The sequence below is a fragment of the Bradyrhizobium sp. 604_D8_N2_3 genome (assembly GCF_051810765.1).
GTDB lineage: Bacteria > Pseudomonadota > Alphaproteobacteria > Rhizobiales > Xanthobacteraceae > Bradyrhizobium > Bradyrhizobium barranii.
Map to the genome: position 1 here is coordinate 1 of NZ_JBPWPM010000002.1, position 17,081 is coordinate 17,081.

20 protein-coding genes are annotated in these 17,081 nt (G+C 60.7%); 10 read left to right on the forward strand and 10 right to left on the reverse strand.

The window, feature by feature from the left end; all coding sequences use genetic code 11:
- The coding region (locus AB7245_RS44655) for a ribonuclease HII (protein ID WP_439035792.1) at positions 1 to 709 on the reverse strand (709 nt) is incomplete at its 3' end.
- 158 nt (positions 710 to 867) lie between these two features.
- Positions 868 to 1,368 carry a YciE/YciF ferroxidase family protein gene (locus AB7245_RS44660; protein ID WP_439035793.1) on the reverse strand — a complete coding sequence of 167 codons (501 nt, stop codon included), beginning with the start codon at positions 1,366 to 1,368 and terminating at the stop codon, positions 868 to 870.
- Positions 1,369 to 1,672: 304 nt separating this feature from the next.
- Between AB7245_RS44660 and AB7245_RS44665 the strand changes: the two genes are divergently transcribed.
- Positions 1,673 to 2,017 carry a DUF7222 domain-containing protein gene (locus tag AB7245_RS44665; RefSeq protein WP_253575044.1) on the forward strand — a complete coding sequence of 115 codons (345 nt, stop codon included), beginning with the start codon at positions 1,673 to 1,675 and terminating at the stop codon, positions 2,015 to 2,017.
- 28 nt (positions 2,018 to 2,045) lie between these two features.
- Here AB7245_RS44665 and AB7245_RS44670 read toward each other — a convergent pair whose 3' ends face one another.
- The 4 genes from AB7245_RS44670 to AB7245_RS44685 all read right to left on the reverse strand — a co-directional run bounded on the left by AB7245_RS44670 (position 2,046) and on the right by AB7245_RS44685 (position 3,115).
- On the reverse strand, positions 2,046 to 2,258 hold the full coding sequence (locus tag AB7245_RS44670; protein WP_231145559.1) for a hypothetical protein: 213 nt from the start codon (positions 2,256 to 2,258) through the stop codon (positions 2,046 to 2,048).
- A 310-nt stretch (positions 2,259 to 2,568) separates the two neighbouring features.
- Complete coding sequence (locus tag AB7245_RS44675; RefSeq protein ID WP_179945620.1) at positions 2,569 to 2,736, reverse strand: hypothetical protein; 168 nt, start codon at positions 2,734 to 2,736, stop codon at positions 2,569 to 2,571.
- Positions 2,737 to 2,743: 7 nt separating this feature from the next.
- Positions 2,744 to 2,890 (reverse strand): hypothetical protein, encoded by a 147-nt coding sequence (locus AB7245_RS44680; protein ID WP_231145558.1) that lies wholly within the window; start codon positions 2,888 to 2,890, stop codon positions 2,744 to 2,746.
- A 9-nt stretch (positions 2,891 to 2,899) separates the two neighbouring features.
- Positions 2,900 to 3,115, reverse strand: a complete 216-nt coding sequence (locus tag AB7245_RS44685; RefSeq protein WP_439035794.1) for a hypothetical protein — start codon at positions 3,113 to 3,115, stop codon at positions 2,900 to 2,902.
- Positions 3,116 to 3,514: 399 nt separating this feature from the next.
- Here AB7245_RS44685 and AB7245_RS44690 point away from each other — a divergent pair, with 399 nt between their 5' ends.
- The gene (locus AB7245_RS44690; RefSeq protein ID WP_439035795.1) at positions 3,515 to 4,519 is read left to right on the forward strand and encodes a ParB/RepB/Spo0J family partition protein; all 1,005 of its coding nucleotides are present in this window, start codon (positions 3,515 to 3,517) and stop codon (positions 4,517 to 4,519) included.
- A gap of 11 nt (positions 4,520 to 4,530) precedes the next feature.
- Positions 4,531 to 5,241 (forward strand): hypothetical protein, encoded by a 711-nt coding sequence (locus AB7245_RS44695; RefSeq protein WP_162479133.1) that lies wholly within the window; start codon positions 4,531 to 4,533, stop codon positions 5,239 to 5,241.
- 106 nt (positions 5,242 to 5,347) lie between these two features.
- On the opposite strand, the gene AB7245_RS44700 is transcribed toward AB7245_RS44695, so the two are convergent.
- A complete protein-coding gene (locus tag AB7245_RS44700; protein ID WP_162479173.1) occupies positions 5,348 to 5,710 on the reverse strand; it encodes a PRC-barrel domain-containing protein in 363 nt (120 codons plus the stop codon).
- Positions 5,711 to 6,361: 651 nt separating this feature from the next.
- Here AB7245_RS44700 and AB7245_RS44705 point away from each other — a divergent pair.
- Entirely contained in the window at positions 6,362 to 6,718 is a 357-nt protein-coding gene (locus tag AB7245_RS44705; protein ID WP_439035796.1) for a plasmid mobilization protein, read from the forward strand.
- 18 nt (positions 6,719 to 6,736) lie between these two features.
- The gene (locus AB7245_RS44710) at positions 6,737 to 8,401 is read left to right on the forward strand and encodes a relaxase/mobilization nuclease domain-containing protein (RefSeq protein ID WP_439035797.1); all 1,665 of its coding nucleotides are present in this window, start codon (positions 6,737 to 6,739) and stop codon (positions 8,399 to 8,401) included.
- 404 nt (positions 8,402 to 8,805) lie between these two features.
- Here the strand turns inward: AB7245_RS44710 and AB7245_RS44715 are convergent, their stop codons facing one another.
- Entirely contained in the window at positions 8,806 to 9,216 is a 411-nt protein-coding gene (locus tag AB7245_RS44715; protein WP_439035798.1) for a YybH family protein, read from the reverse strand.
- 143 nt (positions 9,217 to 9,359) lie between these two features.
- Between AB7245_RS44715 and AB7245_RS44720 the strand changes: the two genes are divergently transcribed.
- A complete protein-coding gene (locus AB7245_RS44720; protein ID WP_439035799.1) occupies positions 9,360 to 10,250 on the forward strand; it encodes a LysR family transcriptional regulator in 891 nt (296 codons plus the stop codon).
- A 657-nt stretch (positions 10,251 to 10,907) separates the two neighbouring features.
- Here AB7245_RS44720 and AB7245_RS44725 read toward each other — a convergent pair.
- Together AB7245_RS44725 and AB7245_RS44730 are read right to left on the reverse strand one after the other, a co-directional pair.
- Positions 10,908 to 11,273, reverse strand: coding sequence for a hypothetical protein (locus AB7245_RS44725; protein WP_439035800.1), 366 nt, complete (start codon positions 11,271 to 11,273; stop codon positions 10,908 to 10,910).
- Between the two features lie 180 nt (positions 11,274 to 11,453).
- The gene (locus tag AB7245_RS44730; RefSeq protein ID WP_439035801.1) at positions 11,454 to 12,122 is read right to left on the reverse strand and encodes an HAD family hydrolase; all 669 of its coding nucleotides are present in this window, start codon (positions 12,120 to 12,122) and stop codon (positions 11,454 to 11,456) included.
- A gap of 148 nt (positions 12,123 to 12,270) precedes the next feature.
- Between AB7245_RS44730 and AB7245_RS44735 the strand changes: the two genes are divergently transcribed.
- The 4 genes from AB7245_RS44735 to AB7245_RS44750 all read left to right on the forward strand — a co-directional run bounded on the left by AB7245_RS44735 (position 12,271) and on the right by AB7245_RS44750 (position 16,811).
- Positions 12,271 to 12,468, forward strand: a complete 198-nt coding sequence (locus AB7245_RS44735; RefSeq protein WP_162479128.1) for a hypothetical protein — start codon at positions 12,271 to 12,273, stop codon at positions 12,466 to 12,468.
- 68 nt (positions 12,469 to 12,536) lie between these two features.
- A complete protein-coding gene (locus AB7245_RS44740; protein ID WP_439035802.1) occupies positions 12,537 to 12,845 on the forward strand; it encodes a hypothetical protein in 309 nt (102 codons plus the stop codon).
- Between the two features lie 191 nt (positions 12,846 to 13,036).
- Complete coding sequence (locus tag AB7245_RS44745) at positions 13,037 to 14,977, forward strand: PAS domain S-box protein (RefSeq protein ID WP_439035803.1); 1,941 nt, start codon at positions 13,037 to 13,039, stop codon at positions 14,975 to 14,977.
- Positions 14,978 to 15,203: 226 nt separating this feature from the next.
- A complete protein-coding gene (locus AB7245_RS44750) occupies positions 15,204 to 16,811 on the forward strand; it encodes a sensor histidine kinase (protein WP_439035804.1) in 1,608 nt (535 codons plus the stop codon).
- Positions 16,812 to 17,081: the final 270 nt, after the last annotated feature.

Below are 17,081 nucleotides of genomic sequence, written 5' to 3' on the forward strand. Positions count from 1 at the left end.
GGGCGGCATAGTGGGCGCGCACAGGATAGCCCTTGTGATCGGCGAAGCCGTAGCCCGGGTGAAGCGTATCGAGCGTTCGCATCAGCGCATCGCGCGAGACCTTGGCCAAAATGGAGGCCGCCGCGATGCTGGCGGATTTAGTGTCGCCTTTGATAATCGCCTGCTGCGGGATCGCTACGTCTTTCAGGCGTTTCGCGTCGATCAGGAGATGCTGCGGAGTTACTCCCAGCCCCTCAACAGCACGCCGCATTGCAAGGATGGCCGCCCAGTAGATGTTGATGGTGTCGACCTCCTCGACTTCGACAAACGCGACAGACCATGAAGCCGCCTTTTCCTTGATTTCGATCGCGAGAGCCTCCCGCGAATTCGCGTCCAGCTTTTTCGAATCGTCGATGCCGGTTATGCGGGTGCCTGGCCTCAAGATAACTGCGGCAGCCGCGACAGGCCCCGCGAGCGGACTCATTCCGGCCTCATCGATACCAGCAACGGCATCCTGCCCCTGATCCCAGAGAAGCGTTTCATAGCGGAGCATCTTGCGAAGCCGCTGTCCTTCGGATCGGTTTTCAAAGCGCCGCTTTTCAATCGCAGCGAGGATTGCGCGCGCTCCCGCGCGGCCGTCAGCGCGCAGGATTTCTTCAAGGCTCGCCTCAAGCGGCCTGCCCTCGACGACATAGCGCTGACGTAGTTCGTCCAGTGAATAGCGGGTCACGGCAGCCTTGATGCAGGGACTGGCGGAGGTGTCGCCAAGCTTTGTGGCGAATGTCTGAAATTCACTGTCAAGAAATGGAACTTGGCGCCCGTCCCTAGACAGGACGGGCATAAAAAAACGCCCCGCACTGCGGGGCATTTTCTAGTTTATCGTAAGTGTCAGGCTGCTTCCGCCTCCTGATTGATCGCCGTCTTTGCGATTTCAGTCAGAGCCTCGTCGGTCGCCTCTTCCTCTTCGAGGGTTTCCTCAAGGAGCGAGACCGCGTCGTCAAGGCCAAGCTCCTCGGCCCAGGCAATCATCGTGCCGTAACGTGAAATCTCATAGTGCTCAACGGCCTGAGCGGCGGCAAGGAGGCCGGCGTCCAAAGCGGGCGAGCCCTTATATTCTTCCATGATCTCGGCGCCCTCATCCCTGATGCCCACGATCGCTGCACAGGTTTTACCCTGCGGCTTCTTCTCGATCACGGCGAACACCTTTTCCAGCCGCTCGATCTGTCCTTCAGTTTCGGTGCGGTGTTTTTCGAATGCTGCTTTCAGTTCTTCGTTCTGAGCAGCCTTTGCCATCTTCGGCAGGGTGGCCAGGATTTTCTTCTCAGCGAAGTAGATATCCTTGAGGGTATCGTGAAACAGGTCGTCAAGGGTCTTTGGCTGCTTTGCCATGTGGGCTTCTCCAATGTCTTGAGGTCGTCGCATCACCGCTGGTGAAGCTCGCCGGCTAACGAGGCTGCGTTTGAGTCGTTCCAATTCCGGTCACCTTCCATCGCTGGATACCGGAGCCTCCCGGGGGTCTCTTTCAGGATGCCAATCTGCGCCGGGGCGCGCACGCTTCAAGGCTAATCCCTCGGCTTCCGGCAGGCCGGGCCGCTTCACCTGCGGTGAAGTTCCGCATCCGCTTGTTCCCCGGCGCCTTCGCTGGGCATCGAGACCGCTACTCAGGGCGGCTCAGAAAGCGAAGGAGCTTCAGATGTCTAACCGGTCCCGCCAACGCAAGTCCCTGCGCATCCGCGCAACAAGCTTTCAGTCGTGGTTCAACGCAAACCTCAAGGCACATGCGCGGGACATCGCGCGGCACGGAGCGGATTGCGGCTTCCCTTCCATCAGCTACACCAGCGATACGGTCTGCATCTTCGATCGCTTTGCAGACGAAATCTGGGCAATGGCCGTCGCCGACGCCGAGGAATACGGTCACACGAATGTCTGCGAAATGATCGCTGGCTTCAAGCGCTCGGACATGCTGGCAGATTACGACAGCTTCAAGAACCTCATGGTCTGGTACGCCTGCGAGAAGCTGGCTGGTGAGCGCGAATGATCGCGCTCACCGCGTACGCCCGAAGCGCTCAGCGCGGTCGGAAATCCGGCCGCGCCAGCGTGAGGCGAATATTGTAAAGGTTGTAGTGAGCTATCCGCAGCTCGTGAGATCCTTCCGGCAAGGCCGGAAGCTCGCTCGCGATTTTGCGCAGGAGCGCCGTGAGCTCAAGACGGGACAGGCGCAGCAGTTCGGATTGTGAAATCACTCTCATTTTTTCCTCCATCGTTCGGACCGCGACCATCGCGGCCTCCTGGAGGAAGGCCCTGCACCTTCGGCAGCGGGCTGCACCGCTTGCGGCCAAAACGCAGTGGAGGAATGCCGTGCATTTGCGGCCATGCGAGCTGACGGTGGTGCGAAGACTGGACAAGGAGGACATGCGGTGTCGCCGGCTTCGGCGATGACCAGGAAAATGATTTTACAAACGAGCTGGTGAGAGAACTGGCCCGGCTCACGGCGCGGGAGAGCGCAACATTGCGTGATGAACCACAACGACCGTGATGCTCATGCGCAACTGTGCAATATCCGAGCGTCCGGATTGCTGCGCGCGGGCGTTACTTTGTGTGGCCGGTGTCGGGATCTTTGGGCGTATTCTTTTCCGCCTGCGGCGTCATTTTCGCGGGACTCTCCTTGCCCGGCACGCCGCGCGGGCCGAGCGCCTCACGCTGCAAATCTTCTTCCGAGAATTCGGGTTCGCGTCCATTAATTGGTTCGTCAGGCATGCGTCACCTATTCCATTCGTGCTTTTTCTTTGAGGTCGCGGATGCGGTTCTCCGCCTCCTCCTTTGACTGGACAATTTCCGACCAGTCGTTGACGCGGGCTTCCCTGCTCAACCTCTTCAGCTCATCCAGCTGCTGCTGCGTCGGCTTTTCCATATTCGCTCCTTACGAGACAAGCCGCAGCTTACGAAGCCGGTAGGCGTCGATGGCCCGGTTGGCCAGCATCAGTTTCCTGCGCTCACCCTTCAGGACCATCTCATCGACGGATTTCAGGAGAAACCGGCTGGTCTCTTCGGCATCGATAATTTCCCCGGAACGTTCGAGGTAGTCCCAGGCGATCTGGATCGCATTCTCGATCAGCCAGGGAATGGGTTCGCTCATATGAGAAAAACCCTCCTCGCCGGGCGGGGTTCCTAGGCGGGGCACGGCAATCCTGCAGCAGGATTGATTTCAGCGCGCCCGTTACCGGGCGGGCCATACTCGCGCCGCCAGCGGCGCTCCCCGAACCCCGCGGACGGGTTTCGGCCGGAAGGTGACTGTCCCTCGCGCGGGTTTCAAACCGAGGCATCCAGATCACTCCCAATTAGCTTCTTACGATCCCCGAATCTTACCAGCCGTCCGCTGCGCCGCGTCCGTTGCTCAGAGCTCCTTTCGTTTCCGGCTTCCGCGCTGCGCGCGGACCCTCCTGAAACGAAGAGGAGCTTGGGACCCGGCTTGGTCCGGCTGAACCAAAGGGGAGCCGGTGCAATTCAGCACCCAATAACATGGAGAAAAACACCCATGAAACTTCAACATATCGAACTGTCCGAACTGAAGGTCTCGCCGGTGAACGTGCGCAAGCGCGGCGCGGGCGAAGATCTTGGCGAGCTTATCGCCAGCATCCGCAGCCTCGGCGTCATCCAGCCACTTCTCGTGCGGCCGAATTGCGAGGGCTATGAAGTCGTCGCAGGTCAACGCAGGCTTCTCGCCTGCCAGGCACGGCAGGAAGAAACAGGGGGCGTAGCACCACTTCCCTGCGCTCTCCTGGAGAACGGCGACGATGCGACCGCGCTTGAGGCTTCGCTTGCCGAAAATGTCGCACGCCTGCCAATGGACGAGATCGACCAGTACGAGGCCTTCGCAGTCCTCACCGTTCAAGGCCGGAGCATTGCGGACATAGCGGGCCAGTTCGGGGTGACTGAGCTGCTCGTCAAAAGGCGCCTCGCGATAGCGGCGCTTATCCCGCAGATATTAAGTGTCTACCGCGACGGGGAAATCGAGCCCGAGACGATGCAGCAACTGACCCTTGCGACGGCAAAGCAGCAGAAAGCGTGGTTCAGGCTCTTCAAAAACCCGAAAGAGCATGCCCCGACCGGACGCCGGCTGAAAGCGTGGCTGTTCGGCGCGGAAATCCCGGTATCGTCCGCCATATTCCCGCCCGAGCGTTACACCGGCAACATCGTCTCCGACCTCTTCGGCGAGGAGCGCTACTTCGACGACGCCGAGAAGTTCTGGAAGCTGCAGACGGAAGCGGTCATTCACCGCCAGGCCGCCTATCTTGAGGAGGGCTGGAGCAACGTCGTCATCATGGAGATCGGCGCGGCGTTTTATCAATACGACAAGGTTAAGCGCGGGAAGGCAAAAGGAGGCGCGGTCTATATCTCCTGCGCCGGCAACGGCGAAATCGGCTTCCACGAGGGATGGCTCGATGCAAAGGAAGCCGCACGGCGGGAGAAAGCGATAGAGAGGAGCGCGAATGCGGGAAAGCAGGATGAAAAAGAGGCCGCCCGGCAAAACCGGAGCTGACCAGCGCCGCGATGCGCTACATCGATCTGCACCGTCAGAGTGCGGTCCGGGCGGTGCTCCTGAAATCCCCGCAGATCGCGCTTCGTCTTCTCGCCGCCAGCGTCATAAGCAGGGACGGCTTGTGGCTGGCCCGGCCTGAAATGCAGGATGGCGCGCGCCACGAGGCGACGGCTTCTTCCATAGTTGCGGGCAAGGCGAGCGGCGTCTTCGCGGCCGAGCAGAGCGAGGTGCGGATGCTTCTTGGCCTGCCTGGCGTTGGTTACCTGACCGCGGCCGAATACGGCTCCGTCAATCTTCCAAAGCTGTTCGCGAAGCTGCTGACGCTTCCCGACGACGATGTCCTGCGGGTGCTGACCTTCCTTATGGCCGAAACCCTGCCGGCAGGAAGCGAGGCCGTCGAGATCCTGGGCCATCTCCTTGCCGTCGACATGAGAGAGTGGTGGACGCCGGATGAGGCCTTCCTCGACCTTCTCCGGGACAAGCCGGCGATTAATGCGATGCTCGCTGAATTAGCGGGAAAGCAGGCCGCTCATATTCACGTTGCCAAGACAGCCGCGGTTCAGAAGGGTGCGATCAGGCATTGCCTTGCCGGGACCGGCGGACGGACCAAGGTCGAAGGCTGGCTGCCACGCTACTTAGGCTTCCCGATGCAGTCCTACACCAAGCGCAAGGGCCTGCGCGCCGTCGATAACTGGAACGCCGTGAAGAAGCTTTTCAGCTAATACTACCTGCGAACCGGGCAGTGCCGAAAGGTGCGGCCCGGTTTTTTGCGCAGGCTGCTCCAATGAAAAAAGCCCGCCTTGCGGCGGGCTTTTTTACGAGATTTCCTCAGATCGGGGCGAGTCCGTAATAGTCATCCACCGCGCGCGTGCGGGTTTGGTCACCCCAGTTCCAGTCATTGTCGCTCGCGTATTTCGGGGCGCCCTCCAGCTGCTGCTGGGTAATGCCGGTGCGGTAGCCGCCAAGGTTCGTGTCGTATTTCAGCGACTGCCACGGCAGCGGGTAATGATCGTCTCCCACTCCCAGGAAGCCGCCAAAACTCAAAACCGCGTAAGAGACCTTGCCGGACTGCTTGTCGATCATGACGCGCTCGATCGAACCTATCTTGGTTTCATCGGGGCCATAGACCGCGGTGCCTTCAACCTTGTCACTTCCGATCAGGGTGCCCGTCTCACGTTCCTCTGTTGACATGGTTTCCTCCATTTTTGAGCTCCTGGCCTCCTAACAGCTTGGCCACACGAATGTTCCTTCCGCACTACCTGTGGTCGTTTTGCCGCATCCCGCATTCAGGCCGAACGCATCGTTTATAAATTAGCAGTCGCTGAAGTGTCATATTTTACAGCTTCCTCCACTTGCTCGTTGAAGTAGCCTCCCAAACGCCGGGCCCGCACTTTGCAACCTTGTGTTGAGTTGTGGCAAACTAAGAATAAGGGGATAGCGATGGATACAAGATGTGCGCGGGCAGACCGCGCACATCTTGAGGGGGCTTCAGACGCCGCCCCCGTGTGACCCCCGCTGTTGTCGCCCGATCAACTCCGCCAGCATTACGCTGGCAGATGATCAGGCGACACGGGACTTTCGATCCCGCACCCTGCGACCAAGGCATCGGCGGCCTTGGATGCGCCCCGGATGATCTGCGAGCCGTGAATAGCGTAACTTTCACGGACATCCGGCAAAGGGCTTTTCGGAGCCCCTTGTACCCACGACCAGGGGCTCAGGGCCGCCTCTGGACACCGCCTGCGGCGAGCGCTGCTTTTATGCACGCCCACCGACGAGGGGCTTTCGCGCCCCTCGCGACCACGACCGGGCATGTGCCCGGGAGTCGCCACAGCGGGAGGTGCAATGGCGGAGAGCGGCAGCGAGACACGGCAGCGAGACGAGCGGCACACTGTCCGCTTCACCCCGCTTGAAGACGCCCTTATATGCGCAAAAGCTAATGCAGCGGGCGTACCGGTCGCTACCTTTCTCAGAAACACCGCCCTCGCCTTCCCCATGCCGCGCGCAGCCAGGCGCCCGACCTCGAACCACGAGGAAGTCGCACTCCTGCTGGGCAGGATCGGCCAGCTGGCCGCGGCCTTCAGGAGCGCGGCCACGCTTGCGGATGCGATCTCTCGGAGCTTCGCCTTCTGTGTCTCACCGCCCTGGGGCGCAAGCCATGATCCTGCAATCCCCGGACATGGTTATATTGCGCGGCACTAATGTGCGCGGGCGGTCACTTTGATTATCTCGGGGCTGCAGACCGGTAATACGCGTTGGCTTGCCCGCCATCTGCAGAACGCCGCCGATAATGAGACGATCGAGCTCGCCGAAGTCTCCGGCACGGTCGCGACCGATATCGATGGCGCCCTCACCGAAATGGACGCGCTGTGCGCAGGCACGCGCGCGAAAGAAGGCGTCTACGCCGCCTTCATCAACCCGCCCCGGCCCCTCGCCCGCGCGCAGTTCATGCGTGTACTGGAGTTGATGGAAGAGCGCCTTGGCCTTTCCGGCCAGCCCCGCATCGTGCTCTTTCACGTGAAGAACGGGCGGCACCATTGCCATGTCGTGTGGTCGCGCATCGACATCGAGCGCATGAAAGCCATCCATCTCGGCCATGACCGCCAGAAGCTGCGCAAATGCGCGCAGGAGCTGGCCGCGGAGTTCGGCCTCACCCTCCCGCCGGGGCTTGCGGAAGATCGCGGCCCCGCCCGCTTCGATGAACCAGCCCGGACAAAGACGCCAACCCGCGCCGACAAGGAGCGGGCAAAGACCTCCGGCATCACGCCGGAAGAACGGCGCGCGGCTGTGACCGAGGCCTGGCGAATGTCGGATGACGGCGTGAGCCTGCAGGCAAGCCTGGAGGAGCGCGGCTACCTTCTCGCGAGAGGCGACAGACGCTGCTACGTTGTCGTGGACCTCGCCTGCGACGTGCACAGCCTGCCGCGCCAGATAGAAGGTGCGAAAACAAAGGATGTCGCGGCTAAACTGCAGAACCTGCCCGTCGCACTCCTCCCAACGGCGGAGCGCGCGAAGATATTGATGGCTCAGCGTGCAGCCGCCCTGCGCGACGCCGCGCGCGAACACCTGAAGAAGGGCGCAGCGGCAGAGGAAGCCCGTAACCGCCTGCTGCGCGCCCAGCGGGCACGCAAACTTGCCGTTGATCTACAATGGCAGAAGATCAAGCTCCGGCAGATGCACGAACGCAAGGTCATGCTCGCGTGGTTTCTTGCCGAAAAGAAGTGCCACCTCGCCCGGCGGCACTGGCAGGCGATTGGCCTTGCACTATACCTCCGCAAGGTTGCGGCCTTGAGAGAGCTTATCCGCTACTACGAGAAACAGCGGCACAGGCAGCTTCGCACCATGGAGGAGTTTCATCGCGAGGTGAAGACCGCGATGAAAAGGCGCCATGACAACGAGGCCGCCGAAAGCGAGCGCCTTTACACGGCACTCAGGCGCCTTGAGAGACACGAGTTGAGATGTCTGGAGCGGGGACAGCTTGGCCAGATAGCCTGGCATAAGACGTGGCTTGCGCATAACCAGGGTGACTACGACGGAGAAATCACGCTTGCTCTCAGCGTCGGCCTCAAGCGCGGCCACCAAGCGAAGGAATTCGATCAATCACGGCATCTCAGGAAATGGTATGACAGCCGCTACGCACCTTCGGTGGAACGGCTTGCCCGCACCTATGCCTATATGAAGGAAAATGGCATCGAGATTACGAGCGATCCAGCCTCGAAATGGCTTCCCCTGCAGCGTCAAGGCAGCAGCCAGGGCGGCGGCATCGCCGGTATGCCACTTTCCGCTGCGTTCAAGTTGAACGAGCAGGAAGTCACCGGGCGTAACCCCCGCTTCCGGGGGCGCATGCCGCATCGTGGCCCTGCGCCCCCGTCGGGAAAGATTTAAGCAGCAAGCAGCGTGCCGGCAGTCACCAGTGCGGCTTCATCCGTAGCCGCGGCGCCAGCAAATCAACGAAATGTCGAATCTGTCCGGATATTTTTCGGTTTCCGTAAGCGCTGGGGTTTGGTTGTAAGTGTTCGCTATGGCGCGCCTCGCCGCTTAATGCTGCGAGGCCGGGCTCTAGGCCTTTGGCCCCGAACCTCGCGTGTCCGAGTTTCGGCCTCCGGTAACGATCCCTCGCGCGAAGAGAGCGGAGGTCTCACCTTGACTCAGCCAGAGATACCGACGTGTGCCTGGAAGCAGAGCCGATCACGGCGCTCATCTAGGAGGGGGCGCGAAAGGTGCAACCAGCGTATTGTGGAACGCTGCAATCTGCCATACGCCGGCCTCCTTGACGAAAACACGCAGACTTAGCTCCTGATAGGCAATGCATGACCGTCTGGAGCAACCAGGCCGCTCAGCTCATTGGTGACATTCGCGAGCGCCACATCGGGCCGTATGAATCTGACCGTGACATCCATCGTTCGCTGCGTTGCGTTCTTGGCCCTGCCCGAAAGTATTGCCGACAATCCCTTCTCGATTCCGGCGTGGCCGTTCATCATGTCACCCCTGACGCTGACAAATCGAGCGTCCGGAGCGTACATCCGCGCAGCAGCTTTTCCATCATGATTGTTGAAACCTTCGGTCATTTCTACAATGACTTTGCGAATCTCCAATTCATCTTCGTTGCCGCCGGTTTGCTGTGCACCCGACATTGATGCTGTCCCAAACGTGACCACACCGAGCGCAACAAGGGCGGCAAGAGCATTGATTTGTTTCATTTCCGCTCCTTCGTTAAGGAAATAATCAGTACATTTGCCTTCGGCCGATGCAGAGGCGGTGTAGCATGGCGTGTGGTCGCACGGGAGCCGCAAGTCTGCGCGCCGGTTCGGCAAAAATGCGGATAGCCAAATGTTGGATTGGAATGACCTTCGCGCTATTTTCTGGCGGTCCGCGCGGTGGTAGCACCGGGATCGCCGCAAAAGCTTTGGGCGTGAATCAATCGACCGTTCAACGACGTCTACGGGCTCTCGAAGTGGCTCTTGATTGCTCGCTTGCCGAACGACAGGCGGGGGGATACCGATTGACATCCCATGGCCAACAGCTGTTGGCCCATGCTGAGCAAGTTGAAGCGACCGTCAATACGTTGCAACGCCAATCGGCTTCGCTCGACAAGCGCGCGGCTGGCCTGGTTAAGCTCACGAGTCACGTGACGGTGGGTCAGCGCATCATCAAGTCTGGCTTCCTTGATACCTTTCATCTGGAGAATCCAGGCATCACAGTCGAGTTGATCATGGAGCAGCGCAAACTCGATCTTTCCAAGGGCGAGGCGGACATTGCAATCCGAGGCGGAAGCCTTGATGATGACCCGGCGCTGGTTGGACGAAAAATTGCCGACGTCCCTTGGGGAATTTACGCCAGCCATTCTTTTGTCGAACGCCATGGTCGCCCGTCCGCGCCTGCCGACATCAAAGGCTTTAGCGTTGTCGAACTGTCTGATGAGATCGAGGCTTTACCAGCGGCCCGGTGGATGAAGATGCATGCGCCGGCGGCAAGGGTCGCGGTGCGATGCAGTAATATTCCCAGCGTGCACCTCGCAATCAAGTCTGGCGCCGGTATCGCTCCCTTGCCGGCAGCGTATGCAACCGCGGACGACGCTCTTGTCCGTGTGCTCGGCCCGTTTCCCGAATTAGACTATCCAATGTTCCTTGTTACACACCGGGACCTTCGCAGGATACCGCGCGTCAATGCTGTTTTTGAGTTTTGCCTCAGTGAACTGAAGTCAGTCCTGATGCGCGGTGAAATGAAGAAATGAGTGCCGGTGACGTCCGTCAATGGCACTTTCGGACCTCACGTCGTCCGGGATCGGATTAGTCCAGCTCGCACAAAGAGAGGGGATCGTATCCCCTTTACGTCAACGGCTCCGCAAGCCGCCGGAGGCGGCCCTTGACGCTTCAACCCCGCTCATTGCCGCAGGGCTAGCCGGGTTGCAGGCGACTCCGATTTTTAGATTGCTGAGCATCTACTCCGAGGCCGGGTTACGGCCGGTCTGGCCCGGTGTAGGTTGGCAGGTCCCCCCAACAACGAAGCCGCCGGGCGGAGTATGATCGCCGGACGGCTCGCCACGCTGGTCCCGAACGAGGGCAATGTCCGGTGCTGCATCTTCGCCGATGCGAGTGTTCCGGCAACTTCATTCGAATATTAAGCTTGATGCCGCTGAACAGGTTAACTCCGGAACCACGCCGAAGCGGTGGCCCTTCATTCAAAAAGCTCGAAGTATGGCCACCATCGTGCAGACCGGCAACGCGCGAGAGCCATGGATATCGATCGCAGCACGAAGAAGCAGAGAGCCGCTGAGCGCGTTGCCCCGCGAGGTTGTATCTTCCGAAAGAAGCGATGAGAGTTACCAGCACATCGGTGCAGTCCGGGCGCAGTGAAAGCAGCGCTGCGCCCGGCAGGCGCAAGATGAAGCTTATTTCCTGGCGGGCGGACCGCTCTTGTTTCCGGGAAGCCCCTTCACCCCCGAACTATCCTGCTGCTGGACAGCCGAGTTTGAGGTGCCCGTCGTCGTCGCGTTCGCGGGCGGACCGTTCTTGTTGCCCGGCGCGCCGCTGACGCCCGTACCCGAGTTCTGCGCGGTCGGCTGCGCCGATGAATCGCCGGTCCCCATCTGGCCCGGCATGTTCGAGGAGCCCGCTTTCTGCTCGCCGACAACACCGGATGCGCCGGAGTTGCGCGTTTTTACTCCCTTGTCGGCTTCTTCCTGGACCGCCTGAGGAGATGTCTGCTGCGCGTATGCCGGCAGTGCCGTAGCCGCGAGAAGGACGGAGAACGTCAAGGTTGCTATTCGCATAGATTTTTCCTCCTGGTTTTGTTCGCGGGACAACTCGTGAGCCCACGGACATTTCCTCGGAGGAACGGATTTTTTCAGGAACTGCGCGAGGACGCCTGTTTGCACCGCGGCATCATCGGCCCTGCGCGAGCTTGCCGTTCACGCAGACTTTCGCAGCCAATCCAGTTACATCCGTTCCGGCTCGGGTTCGTCGCGCAGGAGATAAGGCAGAAGACCTCGAAGATCCTCGGCTACGACAAAACATCCGGCTTGCGAGAGAGTCTCGGCGCTAAAGCCGCCGGTGAGAACGCCGGCCGCTTTCGCTCCCGCTTCGAGCCCTGCCTCGGCATCATAAGGCGTGTCGCCGACCATCACCGACTGCGCGCCGGCCAGTGCAAGCTTGCGCAGCGCGATGCCGACAAGGCGCGGGTCCGGTTTGCCGTGCTCAACGTCATCGCCGCACGCGGTCGCCGTGATAAAGTCATCAGCGTTCATGAGTGAGATGTAGCGCTTGAAGGCAATGCCCTTGCAGTCGGTCGCAAGTGCGATCTTCCCGCCGTGTTCGGTCAGCGCCCGAAAGACATCCCTGACGCCGTCGACCGGTTTGACGCTCGCGAGATACTCGCGTTCGTAAATCGTCCCCTGCTCCTCCAGAATCTCCTTGCGCACAGACTCACTTGATTCCGGGAGGATGAGCTGCAGCGTCTGATCGCCATCAAGGCCGGAATAGAGTTGCAGCGTCTGATACGGCACCCGGCAGCCGAAACGCTCCAAGGCGTCCTGCAGGCTCCGCAGGTTTTGCGGCACGCTGTCTACAAGCGTCCCCTCAACGTCGAAAATGAAACCTGAAAACATCTGGCGCTCACAACGTTAGTGTTTTGCAACAAACCTTTGATCTTCCACGGGTTCCTAGCGGTCCCGCCGCGACCACCAGGTTCCTGCATTGGAACCCTGGAAGCCGAAAAATGTTATCGAGAGGCCTAGACAATCGTGGAGGTTTGCCATGAAACGTCGCCGCACCAAGCAGACCACTTCCCTGGAAGAGCGCGTGCTGCGCCAGGCCGAGCAGATCAGGCTTCGGGCCGACGGCATGCCTCCGGGGCAAGAGCGCGAGGAGCTCCTGAAAAAAGCCCGCGACGCCGACATGGGCGCGCGTATCGAGGGATGGTTGAGATCGCCAGGACTGCAGCCGCCCAAATGATCGCCGCGAATAGGAACATGACGGGCAAGCGGCGGTTGCCCGTGATTCACAATCAGCGGAGCACTGGCATGAAGGCAACACATCATCTCCTCGCAGGCTGCGTGGCGCTTCTGCTCGGCACCGGCTTCGCACATGCGGGGCCCTGCAATACGGCAGACAAGGACGCGGGCTCCGGGCCGACGCCAGGCAGCACGGCGCAGTCAACGACGACTGGTATCGCACCGCAACCCGGCGCACATCCGCCCACCGCCACGATGGACAAGGCATCCGGCAACGTCGCCACCTCTTCGCAGGACGCCCAGCGCCAGATGCAAGGCCGGCCTACGGTCTCGCAGGAATCTCAGGGCGCGAAGCCCAAGGCCGGAAACGACTGCTGAGATAGCGCGAGCCCACCGGCGCTCGCGCCCTTCTTTTAAAGAGCGCGATGCCGCCCGGTAATGCGACGTAGCGGCGAGGAGACTAAAGCGATGCAGACTCCGAGCTGCGCCCGGAAGCGTCAGGAACTATTTTCAACCTGCCGGCGTAAGTTGCTGTAAAGTTGAGTGAGACTGTTACCCAGGGAATGATTTTGGACGGTAAGAAGAAATTCGAGGCCTCACAGTCGGCTGAGGGCCGATACCGCATGCTGGTCGAGGCGGTGACGGATTATGCAATCTACATGCTCGATCCGACAGGCATCGTTTCAAGCTGGAATCCGGGCGCGCGGCGCTTCAAGGGCTACGAGGAATCCGAGATCATCGGCGAGCATTTTTCGAGGTTCTATACCGAGGAAGATCGCAAGTCGGAGCTGCCGCGCCGCGCGCTGGAAACGGCAGCGCGCGAGGGTAAATTCGAAGCCGAGGGCTGGCGCGTCCGTAAGGACGGCAGCCGGTTCTGGGCGTATGTCATCATCGATCCCATTAAGGACAGCGAAGGAAAACTCGTCGGATACGCGAAAGTCACGCGCGACCTGACCGAGCGCCGCGCAGCTGAAGCCGAACTGCGCCGAAGCCAGGAACAGTTTCGCCTGCTGGTGCAGGGCGTGACCGATTACGCGATTTACCTCCTAAGCCCTGAAGGCAAAGTCGCAAGCTGGAACGCTGGAGCAGAGCGGATCAAGGGATACAAGCCGGAAGAAATTATCGGGCAGCATTTTTCGGTCTTCTATACGAATGACGACCGCTCCTCGGGACTGCCAAAATTCGCGCTTGCGACTGCAAGACAAGACGGCAGATTCGAAAAAGAAGGCCTGCGGGTTCGGAAGGACGGCTCGCAGTTCTGGGCGAATGTCGTCCTCGACGCGATCCATGACGAGGAAGGCGCGCTTATCGGCTTCGCCAAGATCACGCGTGACGTAACAGAGCGGAAGAAAACGGAAGAGAAGCTCGATCGCACCAGAGAGGCGCTGGTACAGGCGCAGAAGATGGAGGCGATCGGCCACCTGACCGGCGGCGTTGCGCACGACTTCAACATCCTGCTGATGGCCATTCAGGGCAGCCTTGAGCTCATGAAGCGCCGCCTGCCGGCCGGCGACACTCAAATGCATCAGTTTCTCGACAATGCGCTGCAGGGTGCACAGCGCGGCGCGGCGCTGACTCAGCGCATGCTCGCCTTCGCGCGGCGTCAGGAGCTCAAGCTCCAGACCATCAACGTCACTGAGCTCGTTAATGGCATGACTGAACTGCTGCAGAGCTCGCTCGGCTCTAGCGCCCAGATCGAAACTCACTTCTCGATAGGCTTGCCGAAAGTCGCGGCCGACGCGAACCAGCTTGAGCTCGCCATTCTCAATCTTACGATGAACGCGCGCGACGCGATGCCTAAGGGCGGCACGATCGTCATCTCCGCGCGCGAACGCACAGTGCATGACGAGCCCGGACTTAAACCCGGCGGCTATGTCTGTCTGGCGGTCAAGGATACCGGCACCGGCATGGATGAAGAGACTGTGCGACGCGCGACCGAACCGTTCTATACGACTAAGGGCGTCGGAAAGGGAACGGGACTTGGGCTGCCGATGGTGCTCGGCATGACCGAGCAGTCCGGAGGCAAGCTCTATCTCAAGAGCAAACCTGGCGAGGGAACGACGGTCGAACTTTGCCTGCCTGTCGCGGCCTCTGAAACAGACGAGAAGCAGGAGTGCAGCTCCCCGACCGCCGCGCCCGTGACGCGCACCCTCAGGATCGTCAGTGTCGATGATGATCCGTTGGTCGCTTTCAATACATTGGCGATGCTGGAGGAACTCGGGCATACGGTGTTCGCCGCAACCAGCGGCGCGGAAGCGCTCGGCCTCATCCATGAGAAGGGCGACATAGACCTGCTTATCACCGACCAGGCCATGCCGGGCATGACCGGATCTGAACTCGCAGAAGCGGTCCGCAGCGACTGGCCCGACCTTCCGATCATCATTGCTACCGGCTACGCGGAACTGCCGGAAGGGCCGGCCCAAGCCCTGCGCCGCCTCGCGAAGCCCTTCTTCGAGCAGGACCTTGCGCAAGCGATCGCCAGCGTCAGCAAATTGTCCGCGACGGCTTAACCCATCGCGAACCAGCCCCTCTGCCAGCCAGCGCTTCGCGCACCCGGATATTGCGGCGCCGGTTAACCCGTTTGTTTCTCTCGGAAATACGCGGTTGGATTCGCAGGAATACTGCGAACGTCCCTCCGGGGAAGCAGACCTGCCTTAACAAAGATGCTTTCCGGGGAGCCCGCAAAAATGTTATCAGTGATGTGATCACTTAATTCGAAAATGCCTATGAGCGAGAATGCAGCCCTGGTCCCCATCCGGTCTCCCGACCGTCCCCCAACTCCAGTGGGGTAGCCACCTCGCCCATTTCTTCGGCTCAGGTGACGAGCTGCGCGACTTGCTCGTGCCCTACTTCACGGCAGGTCTCCGGAATAATGAACAATGCCTCTGGGTGACCGGAAAGGCGTTCAACGCAGACGACGCGCGCTCGGCGCTGCGTAATGCCGTCCCCGACCTCGACAAGCGCGAGCGCGGCAGACAGATCGAAATCGTCAACGGCGATGAATGGTACGCAGCCGGGGAAAAGCTAAAGCCCCGCGAGCTCGTCAGCGGCCTCGTACAGCGTGAACAGGACGCTCTCGGAGCGGGCTATAGCGGTCTCAGGACGAGCGGAAACTGCGCCTGGGTCCCAAGCGAGCAATTGCCGGATTTTCTTGATTACGAGGCGCTCGTTCAGAATGCGGTTCGCGGTCGCCGCATGATCTGCATGTGCAATTACTGCGTCGATAAAGTTGACGGCTCAATTTTTGAAATCATGGGTCGCCACGATCTGACAGTGCCGACCGCGCGCCCGGGGACGACGACGCCAACCGGTTCGAGGAGTGGAAATCCAAACTCGCCCGGCCTGGTTCAGGATCTGACCGACGAAGGTGACCTCCGCGAGTCGCTGGAGCGCCAGAAACGCACATTCGATCTCGCAATGACCGCCTCGCAAATGGGGACGTGGCGTTACACGCTTGCCGACAATATCTGCGTCTACGATGAAAACGCGCAGCGACTTTACGGCCTGACCGAAGCACGGTTTGTCCACGACGATGCAGGTGTAAAGCTCAAATTCCATCCCGACGATATGGAGCTGATGTGGTCGCGCGTCGCCAAGGCGCTCGATCCGGAAGGCGATGGCCTGTACGACGTGGAGTATCGCGTAAAGCAGCCCGACGGCAGCTGGCGCTGGCTCAGCGCCTGGGGGCTCGTCGAGTTCGAAGGCGAAGGGCCTTCGAGGAAGCCGGTGGCGATCACAGGCGCAAGCCGCGATCTCACTGAATTAAAGCAGGCCGAAGAACAGCAGCGGCTCCTCCTGAATGAGCTGAACCACCGTGTTAAGAACACGCTGGCGACGATCCACGCGATCACCGCGCAGACGATGCGGAATGCACGCGACCTGCCCTCCGCAAGGCAGGCAGTCGAGCAGCGTATCCGTTCGATGGCACAGGCGCACGACCTTCTCACCATGCGTGCCTGGACCGGCGCGAACCTGACCGATGTCGCGGCGCGCGCGCTGAACGCCTTCAGCCCGGCTCAGGTGAAAACGGAGGGGACCGATATCACGGTCTCTCCAAAGCACGCGCTGGCGCTGTCCCTCACCCTGCACGAGCTTGCGACGAACGCGACCAAATACGGAGCGTTATCACATCCTGAAGGCCGCGTATCGCTGCGGTGGACCGTGCACGACGGGCTGTTGCAGCTCGGCTGGAAAGAAAGCGGCGGACCGGTCGTGACCCCGCCGACCCGAAAAGGCTTCGGCACCCGGCTTCTTGAAGACATTCTTATCCGCGACCTCGGCGGCCAGACCAAAATCGATTACCATCCTTCCGGCCTGCGCTGCGATATCACTGCCATGCTTTGAACAGGCGCAAACAAGGCTGCTACGCCGTCACCCCACGGCGTCCGCCCGCCCGCCGCGTCCAATAACCCCGCGCAAGGCTCCCGGAACCTGCGTTACCGTCGCACCCTGATCATTAGCCGAGCGGCGCGGCACCGCATTTTCCTGACCGGTGAAGAGACGCCTGCCGTCTCGCCAGCGCTGCCACACGGCAGCGCCCGCGGGCCTCGCGCCCGGCGGCCATCGCGAACGCGATATGAGGGCAGGATCATCAAGCCGGTGTCCGCGCCTAAG

Excerpts from the sequence above, each read along its gene's own strand:
- AB7245_RS44720 (WP_439035799.1), top strand. The coding sequence starts at position 9,360 with ATGACCTTCGCGCTATTTTCTGGCGGTCCGCGCGGTGGTAGCACCGGG.
- AB7245_RS44675 (WP_179945620.1), bottom strand. The coding sequence starts at position 2,736 with ATGCCTGACGAACCAATTAATGGACGCGAACCCGAATTCTCGGAAGAA.
- AB7245_RS44705 (WP_439035796.1), top strand. The coding sequence starts at position 6,362 with ATGGCGGAGAGCGGCAGCGAGACACGGCAGCGAGACGAGCGGCACACT.
- AB7245_RS44700 (WP_162479173.1), bottom strand. The coding sequence starts at position 5,710 with ATGTCAACAGAGGAACGTGAGACGGGCACCCTGATCGGAAGTGACAAG.
- AB7245_RS44740 (WP_439035802.1), top strand. The coding sequence starts at position 12,537 with ATGAAGGCAACACATCATCTCCTCGCAGGCTGCGTGGCGCTTCTGCTC.
- AB7245_RS44690 (WP_439035795.1), top strand. The coding sequence starts at position 3,515 with ATGAAACTTCAACATATCGAACTGTCCGAACTGAAGGTCTCGCCGGTG.
- AB7245_RS44680 (WP_231145558.1), bottom strand. The coding sequence starts at position 2,890 with ATGGAAAAGCCGACGCAGCAGCAGCTGGATGAGCTGAAGAGGTTGAGC.
- AB7245_RS44695 (WP_162479133.1), top strand. The coding sequence starts at position 4,531 with ATGCGCTACATCGATCTGCACCGTCAGAGTGCGGTCCGGGCGGTGCTC.
- AB7245_RS44665 (WP_253575044.1), top strand. The coding sequence starts at position 1,673 with ATGTCTAACCGGTCCCGCCAACGCAAGTCCCTGCGCATCCGCGCAACA.
- AB7245_RS44715 (WP_439035798.1), bottom strand. The coding sequence starts at position 9,216 with ATGAAACAAATCAATGCTCTTGCCGCCCTTGTTGCGCTCGGTGTGGTC.
- AB7245_RS44750 (WP_439035804.1), top strand. The coding sequence starts at position 15,204 with ATGCAGCCCTGGTCCCCATCCGGTCTCCCGACCGTCCCCCAACTCCAG.
- AB7245_RS44660 (WP_439035793.1), bottom strand. The coding sequence starts at position 1,368 with ATGGCAAAGCAGCCAAAGACCCTTGACGACCTGTTTCACGATACCCTC.
- AB7245_RS44685 (WP_439035794.1), bottom strand. The coding sequence starts at position 3,115 with ATGAGCGAACCCATTCCCTGGCTGATCGAGAATGCGATCCAGATCGCC.
- AB7245_RS44670 (WP_231145559.1), bottom strand. The coding sequence starts at position 2,258 with ATGGTCGCGGTCCGAACGATGGAGGAAAAAATGAGAGTGATTTCACAA.
- AB7245_RS44730 (WP_439035801.1), bottom strand. The coding sequence starts at position 12,122 with ATGTTTTCAGGTTTCATTTTCGACGTTGAGGGGACGCTTGTAGACAGC.
- AB7245_RS44735 (WP_162479128.1), top strand. The coding sequence starts at position 12,271 with ATGAAACGTCGCCGCACCAAGCAGACCACTTCCCTGGAAGAGCGCGTG.